Origin of the sequence: Methanosarcina sp. UBA411, from assembly GCF_002495725.1 — an archaeon.
In the GTDB taxonomy this organism is placed as follows: domain Archaea; phylum Halobacteriota; class Methanosarcinia; order Methanosarcinales; family Methanosarcinaceae; genus Methanosarcina.
The window spans coordinates 290984-307156 of record NZ_DAGK01000031.1 but is presented as its reverse complement, the minus strand read 5'-3'; the positions used below and the strand labels follow the sequence as shown (position 1 = coordinate 307156).

Sequence of the window (16173 nt, the reverse complement as noted above, 5' to 3'; positions counted from 1 at the left end):
TCTTATTTAGGAATTTCTAAATACTTATACCAAGGTACAAAGTTAAATCTCAGTGATTGAATAGAGGATTTCTACAGAGCCTATATTTTACATTTAGGACTCACGTGATTGAACTAGAAACTCAATAACGTTAAACCATATTGTTTTTCCCTATTTATTAATATAATTAACATTTTATGGCGTAAATTGCTGAAAATAATAGTACGGTAAATAAATAATAGTACAGCGAATTTTTCATATTTCGATTTTTACTTTCAGCAGATTTTCGAGATATTGTACATAACAACATCTTTAACTGTATGTAAGTAATTACTTACTTACATGGAAGATACAGAACAAAGAATATTAGACGCAGCTTTGAGAGAATTCGCCAGCGAAGGATACACGGGTGCGACTACTCGGAGAATTGCGAAAGAGGCAAATGTTGCCGAGGTAACTTTGTTCCGAAAATTCAAGTCAAAAGAAAACCTGCTGAAAGAGGTATTAATTAATAATCGAACTATTTTTTCATCACTGGATGACTTATCTCATTTATTCCCAAAAGAAAAGGATGTAGATCTTGAGACAGAGCTTCGTATTTTAGGGAAAAATATTGCAAAAGCTATGAGGGATAGAAAGAAGGATAGTAAACGCCGGATGTTTATGCTCATGTTGTTTGAAGAAGGGAGAAGGAGACCTGAAGTCGCTGAGGCTCTATCATCTCTTCTTCAAATGAATATAAACCCTTTAAGTGAATATTTTGAGCTACAAATTAAAAATGGGAAAATGCGAAATATCAATCCTCGATCGGCTTCAATAACTTTTGTCGGTTATTTTGTCCATACATCTTTACTCCGAGAGGTAATCGGTGACGGTTTTTTGGGTAATAATGATGAGGAGATTGATGGATTTATTGACATATTTATTAAAGGTATCCTGAAGGTTGAGGATATGAAAAATAGGTGAGTAAATGGAGCCAATTATTGAGGTCAAAAATCTTGTTAAAGTTTTTCATTCACGAAGAAGGAAAATCACTGCAGTTAATGACGTCAGCTTCGATGTATTCAAAGGAGAAATTTTTGGCATGATAGGACCAAATGGAGCTGGCAAATCCACTACGTTTTCCATGCTTACCACATTAATAAAACCTACTAGTGGCAGTATAAAAGTTGCGGGCCTTGATGTTGAAAATCAGGACTACAAAATAAGACCACTTATAGGTATAGTTCCGCAGAAGCTCAGCCTTTACCCACTCCTTACAGCCAGGGAAAACCTGGAACTTATGGGGAACCTCTACCATGTTCCAAAAAAGGTCATGGAAGAAAAAATCGATTACTATCTAAAGCTTGTAGGGCTCGAAGCTAGTGCTGACCGGTATACAGGAGGCTTTTCTGGCGGTATGAAGCAGCGCTTATCAGTTATCGCCGCAGTATTACACGACCCTCAGATTCTATTCTGGGACGAACCTTCAACCGGGCTTGATCCCCAGACTAGGAATGTTATCTGGAAACTTGCTAGAAAATTCAACGAGGAAGGAAGAACCCTAGTTTTTACAACTCATTACATGGAGGAGGCGGATAATCTCTGTGACAGGGTTGCTGTAATGGATTCCGGAAAAATGGTAGCTCTTGATAACCCTGAACGTTTAAAGGAAACTACAGGGAGTACAAATCTTGAAGAAGTTTTTGTACACTTTACAGGGGAAGAGGTACGTGATTAAATGACAATAAAAACTGAGCTAAAGGATTCATTAATAGTAGCGAAAAAGGAATTCAAAATACTCTCCAGAAAAAAAGCGCTCATTTTTCCTTTGTTTTTATTTCCAATAATCATGATAGTCTTTTTCGGCTACGGCATGGGTGGCACGGTAAAAGATGCTCCTATTCTCATAATCAATGACGACTCAGGCAGGGCATCAAGTTCCCTTGTTCAGGAAATCGGAGGCTATACCCCCAAATACGATGCAAACCCAATGTTCTCGGTAACCTACACAAAGGACATGTCGCAGTCGGAAGCTGAGAGTAAAATAGATGCAGGAATTTATAAAGGCGCTCTGATTATTCCACAAAACTACAGCGATAGCATAGCCAAAAATGAGAGTGCGACTTTGACGCTTCTGACTGATTCCTCAGACACTACAACAAGTGGTGCAATCATAAATGCTTTGAGACAACTGTTGGCAAAAACCGGACTAGTATCTTTAAACATTCCCAGTATTTACGGCGATCTTGAATACCTTGACTTTATCACACCAGGTGTTATTGCTCTTACCGTGTTTATGGGTTGTATATCATCCATAGGTTCTGCGATTGCAGGAGAAAAAGAAAACGGTACCCTTGTTCGTATGTTAATGACGCCTGTGAGTAAGAGATCGGTAATTCTCGGGAAAACGATCTACCAGCTAATATTGCAATTAGCCAGAACTGTCGTCCTGATATTTGCAGCATACCTTCTTGTGGGATTTAATATGAATGGTAGCTGGCTCGCTGTTGCTCTGGTGCTTATCGTTTTCACTCTTAGTGGTGTAGGGATAGGGATAATCATGTCTTCAAGGGCAGAAGATATGGAATCTTTCATTCAATTAAACATGCTGGTTACTATGCCATCCATGTTTGTTACGGGTGTATTTTTCCCCTTGAGTTCGGTCCCTGGCTGGATGCGTTGTATAGCTTACTTTTTGCCTCTGACATATGCAATTGATGCTATGCGTACTATCATGATCAAGGGTCAGGGTTTGAGCGCTATATCTACCGATTTGATAATACTCACGCTCTTTGCAATTGTTACTTTCACTTTAGGTGTTCATCTTTTCAGGAGGGAAGCATAAAATGAAAAAAGTGATAATCATCTCTTTAATCTCTCTATTAATTGCTATGATATCATGTGCTGCAGGCGCTTCTAATACTCCGGATAATTATAATATCCCCCAAAGCTTTGATCTTGGAAAAAATTATTATAATGTGTATGGTAGTCCTGATCTTAATGCCAACATTATTGGAAGTAATGAGTTTGATAGAGATCAAACGGCTACTTTGAATATTGATATAATGAACAAAGGCAAATTGTTAGGATTTAAAAATGACAAAACTCCTTATGACTCTGATGAAATCTATGCAGCTCAGACCGAAATGAAACTTGAGAGTGGGATAGTGGACGCTACAAACGTAGTAGCTTCTCTTTCAACAGATCCGGGAAGCCCAATTGAAGTTAAGTCAGTCAGTCAGCAGATAGGTTCCATAAAAAGCGGAGAGAACTCCCCAGCACCAGCAAAATTCGATATAAAAATTGATAAAAAAGCAAAGGCTGGAGAATACAACCTTTATTTGAATCTTTCTTACGATTATCAAAAGAATGTGCATATTACGAATCCGAACGTTGCTGCTCAGACCTATGATGTGAGCCACTGGTATGGAATTATGAACCAGAGCCAGACATTAAAGATTAAAGTGAAAGATCAGGTCGATTTTGAAATTGTAAATACTACAGGCAGTCTTTCCCCAGGTGGGGAGAACATGATCGATATAACAATTAAAAACACTGGTGAGGAAGAAGCAAGAAACGTTAAAGCAATTATTAACCCAGCTGACCCTCTAAGTACAACCGATAGTACGGCATTTCTATATTCTATAGCACCTGGCAGTACGGCTGTTGCAAGGATTCAGATTAAAGCAGATAGTGAAGCTGTGCCCAAAGTATATGGAGTTGACACTGTATTAAAATACGAAAATCCAGAAGGTGATATTAAGTATACCGATATCCTTGATGCTCCGGTAGAAGTAAAAGAAGCTGGATTCTTCGAGAAGCTTTTTGGGTGGATTTAATGGCAGAAACTCTTGGTTTCTTTTATAGCTCAAGTGTAGACATTTAGCTCAGGTGAGGGACTTTATATCTTTATCTCTCACCTTACCAAAGGCTGAAGAGTTCTTATCCATTTTTATTCAACTTTTTTGTTGTCTTAAATAATTGAATATAGAATAAGCGAAAATATGTAAAAACTTATATCTTAAAGCAGCAAAATTATTCAGAGTCATTCAAGCCTTGAGAATTTACACGATACTGGTGCTTCGATTCCGAAATAAATTCATTACTGATTGGAATCTGTGACTTATGAATCTATTCGAAATTCAAGTTTTATGAATCTGTTTTGGAATCACAATACTACTGGGTTTTTATTTCAAATAAACATCTAGAGATATTATGCTATGATTTTTCAGTTAACTGTCTAAGTCTTAAAGTAATATCGGTAGATAAACTGGGAGATCGGTAGATAAACTGGGAGTATTGAGAATGGAGAAGACTGACGAATTTATTAATTATTGTTACAGCAAGATTTTAGGTAGAGTTCCTGATCATGAAGGAAAAGAACATTATCTTAAATTATTGAGCAAAGGTGTACCAAAACATGAAATATTAATCTCTTTTTTGGATTCTAATGAATATGCTGGTCGCCTAAAAAATTTCATAACGAATACACCCGAAAATTCGAAAACGGAGCAGACTTTTGACGAGTTTATTAATTATTGTTACAGCAAGATTTTAGGTAGAGTTCCTGATCCTGAAGGAAAAGCACATTATACTAAATTATTGAATAAAGGTATAACAAAACACGAAATATTAATCTCTCTTTTGAATTCTGATGAATATGCTGAGCGCATAAAGTATCTTATGAGTCCTACTATAAAATTCGCTCCTCCAGGACATTTCTACTCTCCATTGCCAAATCTGGATAACATCTCAAATTTATATCAAAAAATCGATAAATCCCGGAATCCTACTGGAATTGAGATCAACGGTGATAAGCAGATAGAATTACTCAAACAATTCCAGAAATATATCTCCATAGTTCCATTTGGAGATGGTTTCAAGCAGAATAATACCAGATATTTTTTTAACGGTAATGAGTGGTACAGTTACGGAGACGCAATTGTATTATTTTGCATGATCAATTACTTTAAGCCAGAACGGCTTGTTGAAGTGGGATCGGGTTATTCGTCACTTGTTACTCTTGACACCTGCGAATTATCAAATTTTAATACGAAAATTACCTTTATTGAACCTTATCCAGATCTTATTTTAAGTCTATTGTCTGATCGAGATGATCCAGAAAAGCTTATTTTAAGAAAAGAGGTTCAAGCGGTAGATCTATCTCTTTTTGAGGATCTGAATAGTGGGGATATTCTATTCGTAGATAGTTCCCATGTTGTAAAATTTGGTAGCGATGTTCTTTTTATTCTTTCCGAAATACTTCCCCGTCTCAAATCTGGTGTAATTATTCATTTTCACGATATCTTCTGGCCTTTTGAATATCCTCTTGAGTGGCTAGAACGTGCATGGAATGAGGCATACTTTTTAAAGACATTACTTATAAACAATAATAATTACGAAATTTTGTATTTCAATGATTATATGGGGCAAATGCATCCAGACTTGGTGAAGCAATACATGCCGCTTGCATTGAAAAATTTCGGATGCGGAATTTGGTTAAAAAAACTTTAATCTGAATTTTTCGTTGGTTGAATGCTTGAATAAGTGTTTATCATACGTTTCAAAACTAGATCTAATTATACCTGGCGTTAATCTTCAATCTTCAGTTTTTCGCTTCCTGGGTGTAGAAAAACGTGTTTATCATAGAGGTTTTTCAGCCTGATCGGAGCCAGACGCCTCCATGTCCCAACACAAAGTATATATGTTATGCTGCGTTCTCTAGTGATGTTTTTACCGAAAAACTCATGCTTTTCCAGGGATTCCTGAAAAGTCACACAGCAGTTTGTTGTGGCGGATTAAAATCTCCCGATCGATGTGTTGGTCCGTTATAGTCGGTAAAGATATAACTTCAGCCCGAAGATTCTCTTCAGGGCATCGATCAATTAATATCAGGAGAAATATTATGGCAAAAATGCATACCAAAAGAAGAGGTAAGTCAGGTTCCACTAGACCTATCAGAACCGAGCCGCCTGAGTGGTGCAAGATCAGCGCAGAAGAAGTTACTTCGATCACCCTTGACCTCTGGAAACAGGGTGTTTCCACTGCCGAAATCGGAATGATTTTAAGGGACCGCTACGGGGTTCCAGATACCAAACTTATTACAGGCAAGAAGATCACAACCATCCTCAAGGAAAACAGCGTTTCTCCAAACGTTCCGGAAGACCTCACAAACCTTATTGTTAAGGCTCTGAGACTCAGGAAGCACCTTTCTATTAACAAGAAAGATGTCCACAACAAGCGTGCCCTTAACCTGACTGAATCCAAAATTAGAAGGCTTGTTAAGTACTACCAGCAGGAAAAGGTACTTCCGAGAGACTGGTTCTACAAACCTGAAACTGCAGAAATGATGATTACCAGGTAAAAACCTGGAAATCTTTCTCTGGTCGGCTTTACCTCTCCGGCAAACCGCACCGCTATTTTAAAATCTACTTTTATTTTTTCTTTTATACTTTTTTCTCTGACGACTTTTTAATTTGTTATTTACTCTTTATCTTGTTTTTCTCTCTGCATTATCGGTTTTTATAAGTTCTGAGCGAGCACCACTTCAGGACTCCCAGGAACTACACAGCGCATACCTGCAATTTCTCCTATTATTACGGGGAGACCATACACTTCCTCGATAACCTGAGGCGTAATTACCTCGGCCCCTCCATGAGCGTGAACTTTCCCTCCTTTAAGGAAAATAAACCGGTCTGCGTACCTTAAGGCCTGATTGAGATCGTGCATTGTCATTACGGCTGCAATCCTGTGTTCAAGGACGATCTGCCTGATTATGGCCAGAATCTCAACCTGATTTCTCATATCAAGGCTGCTTGTAGGTTCGTCAAGGAGAAGGATTTTTGGCTCCTGTACGAGTGAGCGTGCGATTGCGACCTTCTGGAGTTCGCCTCCGCTCATTTCATCGATATATGCCAGGCGGAGTTTTTCCATGGAAAGTAACCTGAAAACCGAATCGACTATTCGGAGGTCTTTTTCTGTAACATCCCATTTAATATGGGGCCGCCTTCCTAGCAGGACTGCATCAAAAGCGGTCAGCCTTCCGGTTTCCACCCGCTGGGGAACATACCCGATAAGGCGTGCAATCTCCATTGTTCCAAGGTCAAAAAGGTTATTCCCGTCAAGATGAACTGCTCCTCCTTTGGGGCGGAGAATCCTGTTAAGGCATTTTAAAAGTGTAGTCTTGCCAACTCCATTGGGCCCAAGGATTGCTACAACTTCCCCTTCCTCTATGGAAAAGGCGACTTCATGTAGAATTTTACGGTTGCGATACAAGAATTCAAGTTCTTCTACTGAAAGAATCATCGTTTGTACCCCTTAAGAAGTAAGTATATGAAAACAGGTGCTCCCATGAACGCAGTAAGAATAGATACGGGCAGTACATATGGCGAAATTATAAGCCTTGCCGCAGTATCGGATGCCAGAAGCAGAATTCCTCCAAACAGGATAGAACCTGGTATCAGGTAACGCTGGTCATCACCTATGACTCTTCTGACCATATGAGGACAGACCAGCCCTACAAATCCTATAACCCCAAGAAACGCAACAATCACTGCAGAGACTAGGGCTGCGACTACCATGCCTACCAACCTTGTCCTTTCCACATTGACCCCGAGGCCTTTTGCAGTTTCATCTCCAGCATCTATGGCATTGTAGTTCCAGCAGTTAGTAATGAAGAAGATAATCGCAAGCAGCACGACGGCTGTCATTATTTCAAGTTCCAGCCAGTTCACTCTTCCTACATCACCAAAAGTCCAGAAAACGACCGCTGCAAGCTGGGTATCGTCAGCAAAGTACTGGAGAAACGCCGTGCCTGCGGTAAAGAGGGAAGAAAGCGCAACTCCTGCAAGTACCATTACCTCGGGTGAAGCCCCCCGTATACTTGAGATTAGCAGAATTACTCCGGTTGCAAGGAGGCAAAAGAAAAAGGCTACTATTGTTGTCAGGTAAGGGTTGTTAATTGTTACAGCATCTGCAACTGTGGACTGTACTTTTCCGGTGCCGAGAACCACAACAGATACTGCAGCTCCGAAAGCACCGGCATTTGAAATTCCAAGTGTGAAAGGAGATGCAATGGGATTACGCAGGATAGACTGCATCACAACTCCTGCAACTGAAAGTCCGGCTCCTGCGACTATTGCAGCCAGGGCTTGAGGGAGTCGGATGTTCCATATTATTAAATCCCATTTTGTAGAAACACTGTGCCCCATTATGGTTTGCAGCACTTCATAAGGCGGTATTGTCACCGCGCCTACCGAGATTGAGTAAACAAGCATAATAAAGAGGAGCAGAAGCCCCCCCATGATCCAGAAGTATTTTCTGCGTATATACACGAGATAATCTTCCGGAACTGCTCCTTTGGCGAAATGCACCTGTTTATACCCTCCATCATAGTGGGATCTGCTTGAATCCCATGTTATTGTACTGTCCGTTCAGGTCTGAGAATACAGGTTTTCCAACAAAGAAAGTGTATATCTCGTCAGCTTTTGCTTCCGGATCGATATCTTCAAACCTGTCAGGATAGAGCACTTTTCCAACAAAATAAGCGTTTGCAAGCACGGATTCATAGTTGGTGCTGTAGAAGTTGTAAGGAATTACTCCATAGACCCTGCCATTCTTTACAGCCGAGAGCCCTGCGAGGGACGTATCATTCTTGAGCTCTCCGATCGCTCCTTCATTTCCAAGCTGGAGGGTGCCAACATCGATAAATATATAATCGGGATCCCAGTCTACAAGTGCCTCTTTGGCAATATCCGCATGCTCTGTGCCCATTCCGGCTGCAACATTCTTTGCATTCACCCAGAGGAATGGCGCATAAGCGGGCTCTGTGGAGATTATCCCGTGAGCGCCTGCCATACTCACCCCGCCAACATAGACAGTTTTTCTTTCAGATTCCGGAATGTCTGCAGTCCTGTTTTCAAGGTCCTGCATGGTAGCTTCGATATACGAGATTACTTCTTCTGCCCTTTCCTGTTTCCTCATGGCCTCGCCCATGATCCTGAGAGAGCTATACATTTCGGTTTTCTGCTCCTCATTATTCAAAGACCCGTAAGGGAAGGAAACCACGGGAATAACTGTTTTTTCCTGAAGAGCGTCGGCATCAGTAGCAGTTGATGATGATGCCTGGCCAATCATACTGCTTTTCAGGATAACCTGAGGGTTAACCTCAAGGATCTTTTCAGGGTCGTCTTCCCCTCTTGCCTCCCCTATTAGGGGATATTCTTTAAGCTGCGGATTAGCATGGACATAGGGGCGCCCCTCAATTTCGTTTTCCTTTTTCTCCATGCTGTCAACCCCTACTATATGATCCTGAGCCTGGAGGTATACAAGATAGCGGAGGCATCCGGCTCCTGAGCAAACAACCCGTTCCACATTCTCAGGTATGGTGACTTCCCTGCCGAACCCATCCGTAAGTGTAATCATTCCAGATTCTGCTGCTTTGTCAGCATCCACAGCCCCTGAAGCTTCTGCTGGAGCCGATACTTCAGGATTTTTATTAGATGCGGATTTGTCTGTGCATCCTGAAGTCATTACCAGGGCAGCAATGAATATTCCTATTAAAATAATTTTATTTAATTTATTACTATGACCTAGTTTCATGTTACTTCCCTCTATGATCAAAGAGTAAAAGTATTACATATAATTAACTAAATTTTCTTATTTATTATCTAGACCTCAATAACTTTCCGAAAGTGATGAGCTATTGTGAATTTTAAAGCCAGACAAAGATAAACTTGCGGTGTAATCTGATCGGCTTGTTTTTTATTACTGAAAACGAGAACCTATGATTGCGGCTGTTCTTTGGTGGGTTTATGCCTGTAAAAAGTTAACTCTGTGAAAGCTGACCCGGTAAAAATATGAACTAAAAGGGAATAAAATTGTAAGAATTAGATAAAAACACCACAGTAAAAAACAACAAAAATAGAATAAATGTAGTTTAAAAAATAAACAAAAACTGTATGAAGTAATTATTGAGCGGATCCCAAAGCTCAAAATTACTTCTTTGAAGCTCGAATCTTCTCTACTAAAATCAAGTAAATGTATGAAAATGATGAGTAGAAGCTCCCATAATTAGGAAGTGTTTCCTCCTTACGTAGTCTAGGTAATATTTCGTAACTGCTTAATTGCCAGAATGCACTTCTTTATATCTCTTTCATAATGGAATTGGTTTGAATCCAAGGTTGTCGTACTGTCCATTAAGATCAGAGTATAAAGGTTTGCCAAGGAAGAAGGTATAAATCTCGTTGGCTTTTGCTTCCGGATCGATATCTTCAAACCTGTCAGGATAGAGCACTTTTCCAACAAAATAAGCGTTTGCAAGCACAGATTCATAGTTGGTGCTGTAGTAGTTGTAGGGGATCACTCCATAGACCTTTTTATTCTTTACAGCTGAAAGTCCTGTAAGGGATGTATCATTTTTTAGCTCTCCAATCGCTCCTTCTTTACCAAGCTGAAGGGTGCCGATATCGATAAATATATAATCGGGATCCCAGTCTACGAGTGCTTCTTTGGCAATATCCGCATGGTCTGCACCCATTCCAGCTGCAACATTCTTTGCATTCACCCAGAGGAATGGCGGATAAGCCGGTTCCGTTGAGATAATTCCATGAGCTCCTGCGCTGCTCACTCCTCCAACATAAACAGTTTTTCTTTCGGATTCCGGAATGTCTGCAGTCCTGTTTTCAAGGTCCTGCATGGTAGCTTCGATATACGAGATTACTTCTTCTGCCCTTTCCTGTTTTCCCACAGCTTCGCCCATGATCCTGAGAGAGCCATACATTTCGGCTTTCTGCTCCTCATTCTTTAAAGACCCATATGGGAGCATTACAACAGGAATGCCGGTTTTATCCTGAAGCGAGTCGGCGTCAGCAGTATTGGTCGCTGTCGGCTGACCGTTTGCGCTGGTTTTCAGGATGACCTGGGGGCTGATGGCAATTATTTTTTCAGGATCATCCTTGCCTCGGAATTCTCCAATTAGGGGATAATCTTTAAGCTGCGGGTTTGCAAGGGCATAGGGACGACCATCGATTTCGCTCTTCTCTTTTTCTATGCTGTCAACCCCTACTACATAGTCCTGAGCCTGGAGGTATACAAGATAGCGGAGGCATCCGGCTCCTGAGCAAACAACCCTTTCCACATTTTCTGGTATGATGACTTCCCTGTCGAACCCATCCGTAAGTGTAATCTTTCCAGATTCTACTGCCTTGTCAGCATCCACAACTCCTGAAGCTTCTTCTGGAGCCGATACTTCCGGATTTTTATTTGATGCGGATTTGTCTGTGCATCCTGAAGTCACTACCAGGGCAGCAATGAGTACTCCTATTAAAATAATTTTATTTAACTTATTACTATAACATATTTTCATGTTACTTTCCTCTATAATCAAAGAGTAAAAGTATTACATATAATTATCTAAATTTTCTTATTTATTACTAAAGTCTCAAAAGTTTTCTGAAAATGACGAGTTATTATAACTTTTAAAGCCAGACAAAGATAAACTTGCAGTGTAACCTGAAACCAGCTTGCTTTTAATTATTGAACAATTGTGGTTGCTTTTGGTGGAATTGATGCCTCCAAAAAGTTAACTCCATGAAAAACTGTCCGGTAAATATTTGTCAAAAACAGATATAATAAATGGTATGAGTATTATAAAAACATATAAATTTGTAAAAATTAGGTAACTATATCCTGAATAGTTACCACATCTTTTTAGTTTATAGGTTGCTCACTTTAGCTTCCTTAATTAGGCTTTAACTAATTATCTCCAGGCTCATATCTATCCATCTCGATTTATGGATAAGAGAACCCATAGATATGACATCTACTTTCGTTTTTGCATAATCTTCAAGGTTTTCTTGGGAAATTCCTCCGGAAGCCTCCACAATAACTGAGTTTCTAAGCCCTTTTCCTTTAAGTATTTCAAGGGTTTTTTGGACGGCTTCGGGCTGCATATTGTCCAGCATTATAATATCAGATCCCATTTCTGCGGCGAGAACAGCATTTTCTGCAGACTCTACCTCGACTTCTATTTTCCTTGTGAAGCTGGTTTTTTTTGCGGCTTCAATTGCGGCTTCTACTCCCATAAGTTTGATGTGATTGTCTTTAATCATAACTGAGTCCGAGAGGTTGAATCTATGAGTGTCTCCTCCGCCTGCAGCTACAGCCAGCTTTTCAAACTTCCTTATGCCTGGAGTGGTTTTTCTGGTACAGGCCACTCTTGTAGTCTCGGAAAACTTCCTTACCGTATCCACGCAGGTTCTTGTAAGGGTTGCAATCCCGCTAAGGTGCCCGAGAAAATTTAGGGCAAGCCTCTCTGCCCTGAGAAGGGATACTGCTCCCCCCTTTAGCCTGAAAATTATCTCTCCTTCCTTGAGATAGTCTCCGTCCTTTAGAGTGGTTTCTGCCTGAATTCCAAGATAGCAAAAAATTGACTCAGCTTCTTTTATCCCTGCAACGGTACAGGCTTCTTTTGTAAAAATAATGGCTTCGGCTGGTTTGTCAGGTACAATAGTGCACGAAACGTCATCGTATCCCAGATCTTCTTCTATAAAGCTTTCAACCTCTTTAATAAGCATAATTTTTACCCGCTGTTTTTATGTTGCCCGGATTTATAAGAGGTACGGGCGTTTTTTGTTTTTCTCTCATTTAGTAAAATAATCTCAACAGAAGGTTTTAAGAGAGGGAAATGAATACAGTACCCCGGTTCTTAGGCTTTTAAAGCCGAGTACTAATATCTAAAGATCAAGGTTTATTGATTATTTATAGGAGCCTGGAATTCTGAAAATAGGAGTTATTGGTTGCGGATTTATTGGTGGACAGATTTGCAGGGCTATTGATGAAGGAGTTATTAATGCCGAGTTGTATGCCCTCTGCGACTCTTCTGAGCGCAAAGTTAAGGAACTCAAAGCATCTCTTGAAAGATACAGCCCTGCCTCAATGACAATTGATGAGCTACTGCAAAATGTGGATCTTGTTGTAGAAAGCGCCTCTCAAAAAGCTGTCAGGTTGATGGTACCGCAGGCTCTTGAAGCAGGGCGTGATGTGATGGTTCTAAGTGTAGGCGCTCTTGCGGATGAAGAACTCAGAGAAAGACTCTTCAGACTTGCAAAACAAAATAACTGCAAGCTCTATTTCCCTTCAGGCGCAGTTGCTGGTATTGATGGGATAAATTCGGCTTCAGCAGCGGAAATCTCCTCAGTTACCCTTACTACCAGAAAACCGCCTATGGGCCTTGCAGGCGCTCCCCATGTTGAAGCTCTGGGAATTAAGCTTGAAAAAATCGAAAAAGAAACCCTTCTTTTCGAGGGGCCAGCCTCGGAAGCAGTTAAAGCCTTCCCTGCAAATGTAAATGTTGCAGCCACAATAAGTCTGGCAGGCATAGGCTTTGAGCGGACTAAAGTAAGAGTAATTGCCGATCCTACTTTGTCCAGAAACGTACACGAGATAACTGTAGAAGGTGAATTCGGGAAACTTACAACAAGAGTCGAAAACCTTCCCTCTCCTGAAAACCCGAAAACCAGTTACCTTGCAGCCCTTTCTGCAATTTCCACCCTGAAAAAGATCCTCAGCCCTGTCCAGATCGGCACCTGAATTGGCAAACAAAGGCGTGAAATTAACATCCCTTTTCATTTTCTTTTTACAGCAACCGTTGAGCCGCAACCGTTGAGCCGCAACCGTTGGGCCGCAACCGTTGCGCCGGTTGATCACGCCGAATAGGGTTTGGGGATAAGGCTAGCAAACTCAAACGTAGCTAGTTATCAATCGGGGAGCTAGACCGATCTTGATGCCCGGTTTGGGGATAAGGCTAGCAAACTCAAACGTAGCTAGGGGGGTTTCGATCAAGCCTTTTTTGAAAAGACTTGTGGGCAAGCAGTTTTTTAAAAAGGTTTGCGGGACTCGGACAGCGACTCGAAGGTTCACAAAAATACAATCCCAAATATTATTCACAAATATTATATAGTGCGGGAGAGTTAAGCACGTAAGCTCTCAAGAGCAAATGGCATGCGTGCAAAAAGAGCGCGCTGGATGAAATATCCATCGTTGCACTCCTTTTTACGTTCACTCGCCTGTTAAAATTCCTTTATGTCTAAACTGATTGTTTTAAGCTTGATCTTCAATTTCAGCCCCGGATTTATTTTCCGGATTTTGTTTCAAAAACTTATGGTGGTCCCATGCAGCAAGCAGAGCTAATAGAAAGGATCAAAAAACTGAAAATAAAACGAAATGCAGTTATTCTTGCTCATTATTATTCCCGTCCTGAGGTTCAGGATATTGCAGATTTTGTCGGAGACTCTCTAGGACTTAGTCAGGAAGCTGTCCGTCAGACTGCTGACGTTATCGTTTTCTGTGGCGTCCATTTCATGGGAGAAAGTGCTGCAATTCTTTGTCCTGACAAAACTGTCCTCCTGCCAGAAATCGATGCCACTTGCCCTATGGCAGACATGGTAGATATCGAAGGTCTTAGGAGAGAAAAAGAAAAGCATCCTGATGCCCCTGTGGTCTGCTATGTTAACAGCTCGGCTGCAATCAAGGCTGAATCTTATATCTGTTGCACGTCTGCCAATGCTGTTGAGGTGGTAAACTCTCTGGAAGCCGATGAGGTTATTTTCGTGCCTGATAAAAATCTGGCTGCCTACGTTGAAGCCCGGACTGACAAAAAAATCATTCCCTGGGAAGGGCATTGTCCCACGCACCACCAGATCCTAAGAGAGGATGTCCTGAAAATGAAGGAGAAGCATCCTAAAGCTAAGTTCATTGCACATCCTGAGTGTCGCCCCGAGGTTTTGGAACTTGCAGACCATATCGCAAGCACTCGAGGAATGATAATGTATGCAAAGAACTCTCCTGCACAGGAGTTCATTATAGGTACGGAATGTGGACTTCTTCACGGGCTCTATAAGGCAGCTCCCGAAAAGAAATACTACTGCATCTCCGAATTTGCCTGCTGCCCAAGCATGAAAATGGTTAATCTTGAAAAAGTCCTAGTCTCTCTTGAAAAAATACAGCATATCGTAACTGTCCCATACGATGTAAGAATCAAAGCAAAAGAGGCGCTTGACCGAATGCTTGCGGTAAAAATTCGATAAATACTTGGTGTTTTAAACTTCCTTTTAGATTCACTTGATTTCAAATAAGGGAAAAATATGAGGAGTAGGTGAGAAGAGAAATTTCACCTATTATTTCACCTACTTCATTTAAGACACAAATGTACATTTTCCTCAGATCTTTTTCTTTAATATACAATATCCAATAAGAAGCATGAAAAGCGGTAAGGAGAGTGCCATAAATATCCTAGCTGCTCCCATCGGATTCTTTATTTTACTGTTTTTTTCTGTATCGCCATTAAGACTTCCTCCGCTTCCCAGACTTCTCAGGGTTTCCTTTATTTTTCCTGCCCCACTGACTTCTTTTACAGTTTGTCCGGTATATTCTGTTATTGCAAAGGAAGAATAGCCAGGAGTTTCCGATTTAAAGTAGACGTAATTCTCGTCTTCTCCAGTTTTTTCCGTATTAAGGGGCTGCCACTCTTCATCGTATCGTTGAAGTATTACGCGAGCATCACTGATATTGTTATCTTTGATCCATGTCTTCTCAACCTTGAACTCTACAAATCCACTTCTAATGGAACTAGGAAGCCCTGCTCCCTTATCTCCTACCCAGATATTAACATATTTATATACTGTACCTTCAGGAGAGATCGGGACGAGTGTGGATCTGTTTTTAAGTTCCTCTACAATGGTTGTTGTTTTTCTGAACGTCTTCTTCGGATCAAATTCAATCTTTGTAATGCATGTGACATTTTCTATAAATTCGAATCGAGCAGGATAACCACCCATAACACTCCTGGTAGAAAGTTCCTTAACTGCAATGTTGGTTGCTTTCTCGCTGGAAACAAGATTCATACCTGAACCGCTAGAAGAATCTGAATCCTCATCTTCAGTATCGGAATTTCCGCTATCTGAGTTTTTAGTATCTGGACTTTTGATATCTGAACTTGTTCTATCCGAGTCTTGAGTATCAGAATCCCCATTATCTGATTTTACGGTATCTGATTTTACGGTATCCGATTTTTTGGTTCCTGAATTTCCATTGTCTGGACTTGTGCCGTCTGGACTTGTGCCTGAGTCTCCGCTACCTGAGTTTGAATCCCCTTTGTCAGAATCTCCATCATCCGAGCCGGGAGTTGAGCTTCCATCATTCGAGTCAGAATCT

The 16173-nt window shown here is 40.7% G+C and carries 15 protein-coding genes; 8 read left to right on the top strand and 7 right to left on the bottom strand.

Annotated features, from left to right (window positions below; genetic code table 11):
• Positions 1–321 precede the first annotated feature (321 nt).
• From BP861_RS12470 to BP861_RS12450, 5 genes are all read left to right on the top strand, one after another.
• Entirely contained in the window at positions 322–945 is a 624-nt protein-coding gene (locus BP861_RS12470; RefSeq protein WP_292375992.1) for a TetR/AcrR family transcriptional regulator, read from the top strand.
• 4 nt (positions 946–949) lie between these two features.
• The gene (locus tag BP861_RS12465) at positions 950–1699 is read left to right on the top strand and encodes an ABC transporter ATP-binding protein (protein WP_292375990.1); all 750 of its coding nucleotides are present in this window, start codon (positions 950–952) and stop codon (positions 1697–1699) included.
• The gene (locus tag BP861_RS12460; RefSeq protein WP_292375988.1) at positions 1700–2806 is read left to right on the top strand and encodes an ABC transporter permease; all 1107 of its coding nucleotides are present in this window, start codon (positions 1700–1702) and stop codon (positions 2804–2806) included. It abuts the gene before it with no gap.
• Position 2807: 1 nt separating this feature from the next.
• Positions 2808–3800, top strand: coding sequence for a COG1361 S-layer family protein (locus tag BP861_RS12455; RefSeq protein WP_292375986.1), 993 nt, complete (start codon positions 2808–2810; stop codon positions 3798–3800).
• Positions 3801–4266: 466 nt separating this feature from the next.
• Positions 4267–5475 carry a DUF4214 domain-containing protein gene (locus BP861_RS12450; protein ID WP_292375984.1) on the top strand — a complete coding sequence of 403 codons (1209 nt, stop codon included), beginning with the start codon at positions 4267–4269 and terminating at the stop codon, positions 5473–5475.
• A 77-nt stretch (positions 5476–5552) separates the two neighbouring features.
• Here BP861_RS12450 and BP861_RS12445 read toward each other — a convergent pair whose 3' ends face one another.
• Positions 5553–5738, bottom strand: a complete 186-nt coding sequence (locus BP861_RS12445; RefSeq protein WP_292375982.1) for a hypothetical protein — start codon at positions 5736–5738, stop codon at positions 5553–5555.
• A gap of 128 nt (positions 5739–5866) precedes the next feature.
• Here BP861_RS12445 and BP861_RS12440 point away from each other — a divergent pair, with 128 nt between their 5' ends.
• Positions 5867–6325: a 30S ribosomal protein S15 gene (locus BP861_RS12440; RefSeq protein WP_292375980.1), complete on the top strand. Its 459-nt coding sequence runs from the start codon at positions 5867–5869 to the stop codon at positions 6323–6325.
• A gap of 158 nt (positions 6326–6483) precedes the next feature.
• Here BP861_RS12440 and BP861_RS12435 read toward each other — a convergent pair whose 3' ends face one another.
• The 5 genes from BP861_RS12435 to nadC form a co-directional block, all read right to left on the bottom strand.
• Positions 6484–7266, bottom strand: coding sequence for an ABC transporter ATP-binding protein (locus BP861_RS12435; protein WP_292375978.1), 783 nt, complete (start codon positions 7264–7266; stop codon positions 6484–6486).
• Positions 7263–8333, bottom strand: coding sequence for a FecCD family ABC transporter permease (locus tag BP861_RS12430; RefSeq protein WP_292375976.1), 1071 nt, complete (start codon positions 8331–8333; stop codon positions 7263–7265). The genes BP861_RS12435 and BP861_RS12430 overlap by 4 nt, the downstream gene beginning before the upstream one ends.
• A gap of 16 nt (positions 8334–8349) precedes the next feature.
• A complete protein-coding gene (locus tag BP861_RS12425) occupies positions 8350–9561 on the bottom strand; it encodes an iron ABC transporter substrate-binding protein (protein WP_292375974.1) in 1212 nt (403 codons plus the stop codon).
• A 553-nt stretch (positions 9562–10114) separates the two neighbouring features.
• The gene (locus BP861_RS12420; RefSeq protein ID WP_292375972.1) at positions 10115–11326 is read right to left on the bottom strand and encodes an iron ABC transporter substrate-binding protein; all 1212 of its coding nucleotides are present in this window, start codon (positions 11324–11326) and stop codon (positions 10115–10117) included.
• A gap of 385 nt (positions 11327–11711) precedes the next feature.
• Positions 11712–12536, bottom strand: a complete 825-nt coding sequence (gene nadC, locus BP861_RS12415; protein WP_292375971.1) for a carboxylating nicotinate-nucleotide diphosphorylase — start codon at positions 12534–12536, stop codon at positions 11712–11714.
• A 199-nt stretch (positions 12537–12735) separates the two neighbouring features.
• Here nadC and BP861_RS12410 point away from each other — a divergent pair, with 199 nt between their 5' ends.
• Together BP861_RS12410 and nadA are read left to right on the top strand one after the other, a co-directional pair.
• Entirely contained in the window at positions 12736–13551 is an 816-nt protein-coding gene (locus BP861_RS12410) for an aspartate dehydrogenase (RefSeq protein ID WP_292376075.1), read from the top strand.
• Positions 13552–14132: 581 nt separating this feature from the next.
• A complete protein-coding gene (gene nadA / locus BP861_RS12405) occupies positions 14133–15047 on the top strand; it encodes a quinolinate synthase NadA (RefSeq protein ID WP_292375969.1) in 915 nt (304 codons plus the stop codon).
• A 132-nt stretch (positions 15048–15179) separates the two neighbouring features.
• Here the strand turns inward: nadA and BP861_RS12400 are convergent.
• A partial coding sequence (locus BP861_RS12400; protein WP_292375967.1) for a PGF-pre-PGF domain-containing protein occupies positions 15180–16173 on the bottom strand: 994 nt, incomplete at its 5' end.

Excerpts from the sequence above, each read along its gene's own strand:
- BP861_RS12470 (WP_292375992.1), top strand. The coding sequence starts at position 322 with ATGGAAGATACAGAACAAAGAATATTAGACGCAGCTTTGAGAGAATTC.
- BP861_RS12465 (WP_292375990.1), top strand. The coding sequence starts at position 950 with ATGGAGCCAATTATTGAGGTCAAAAATCTTGTTAAAGTTTTTCATTCA.
- BP861_RS12460 (WP_292375988.1), top strand. The coding sequence starts at position 1,700 with ATGACAATAAAAACTGAGCTAAAGGATTCATTAATAGTAGCGAAAAAG.
- BP861_RS12455 (WP_292375986.1), top strand. The coding sequence starts at position 2,808 with ATGAAAAAAGTGATAATCATCTCTTTAATCTCTCTATTAATTGCTATG.
- BP861_RS12450 (WP_292375984.1), top strand. The coding sequence starts at position 4,267 with ATGGAGAAGACTGACGAATTTATTAATTATTGTTACAGCAAGATTTTA.
- BP861_RS12440 (WP_292375980.1), top strand. The coding sequence starts at position 5,867 with ATGGCAAAAATGCATACCAAAAGAAGAGGTAAGTCAGGTTCCACTAGA.
- BP861_RS12435 (WP_292375978.1), bottom strand. The coding sequence starts at position 7,266 with ATGATTCTTTCAGTAGAAGAACTTGAATTCTTGTATCGCAACCGTAAA.
- BP861_RS12425 (WP_292375974.1), bottom strand. The coding sequence starts at position 9,561 with ATGAAACTAGGTCATAGTAATAAATTAAATAAAATTATTTTAATAGGA.
- BP861_RS12420 (WP_292375972.1), bottom strand. The coding sequence starts at position 11,326 with ATGAAAATATGTTATAGTAATAAGTTAAATAAAATTATTTTAATAGGA.
- nadC (WP_292375971.1), bottom strand. The coding sequence starts at position 12,536 with ATGCTTATTAAAGAGGTTGAAAGCTTTATAGAAGAAGATCTGGGATAC.
- nadA (WP_292375969.1), top strand. The coding sequence starts at position 14,133 with ATGCAGCAAGCAGAGCTAATAGAAAGGATCAAAAAACTGAAAATAAAA.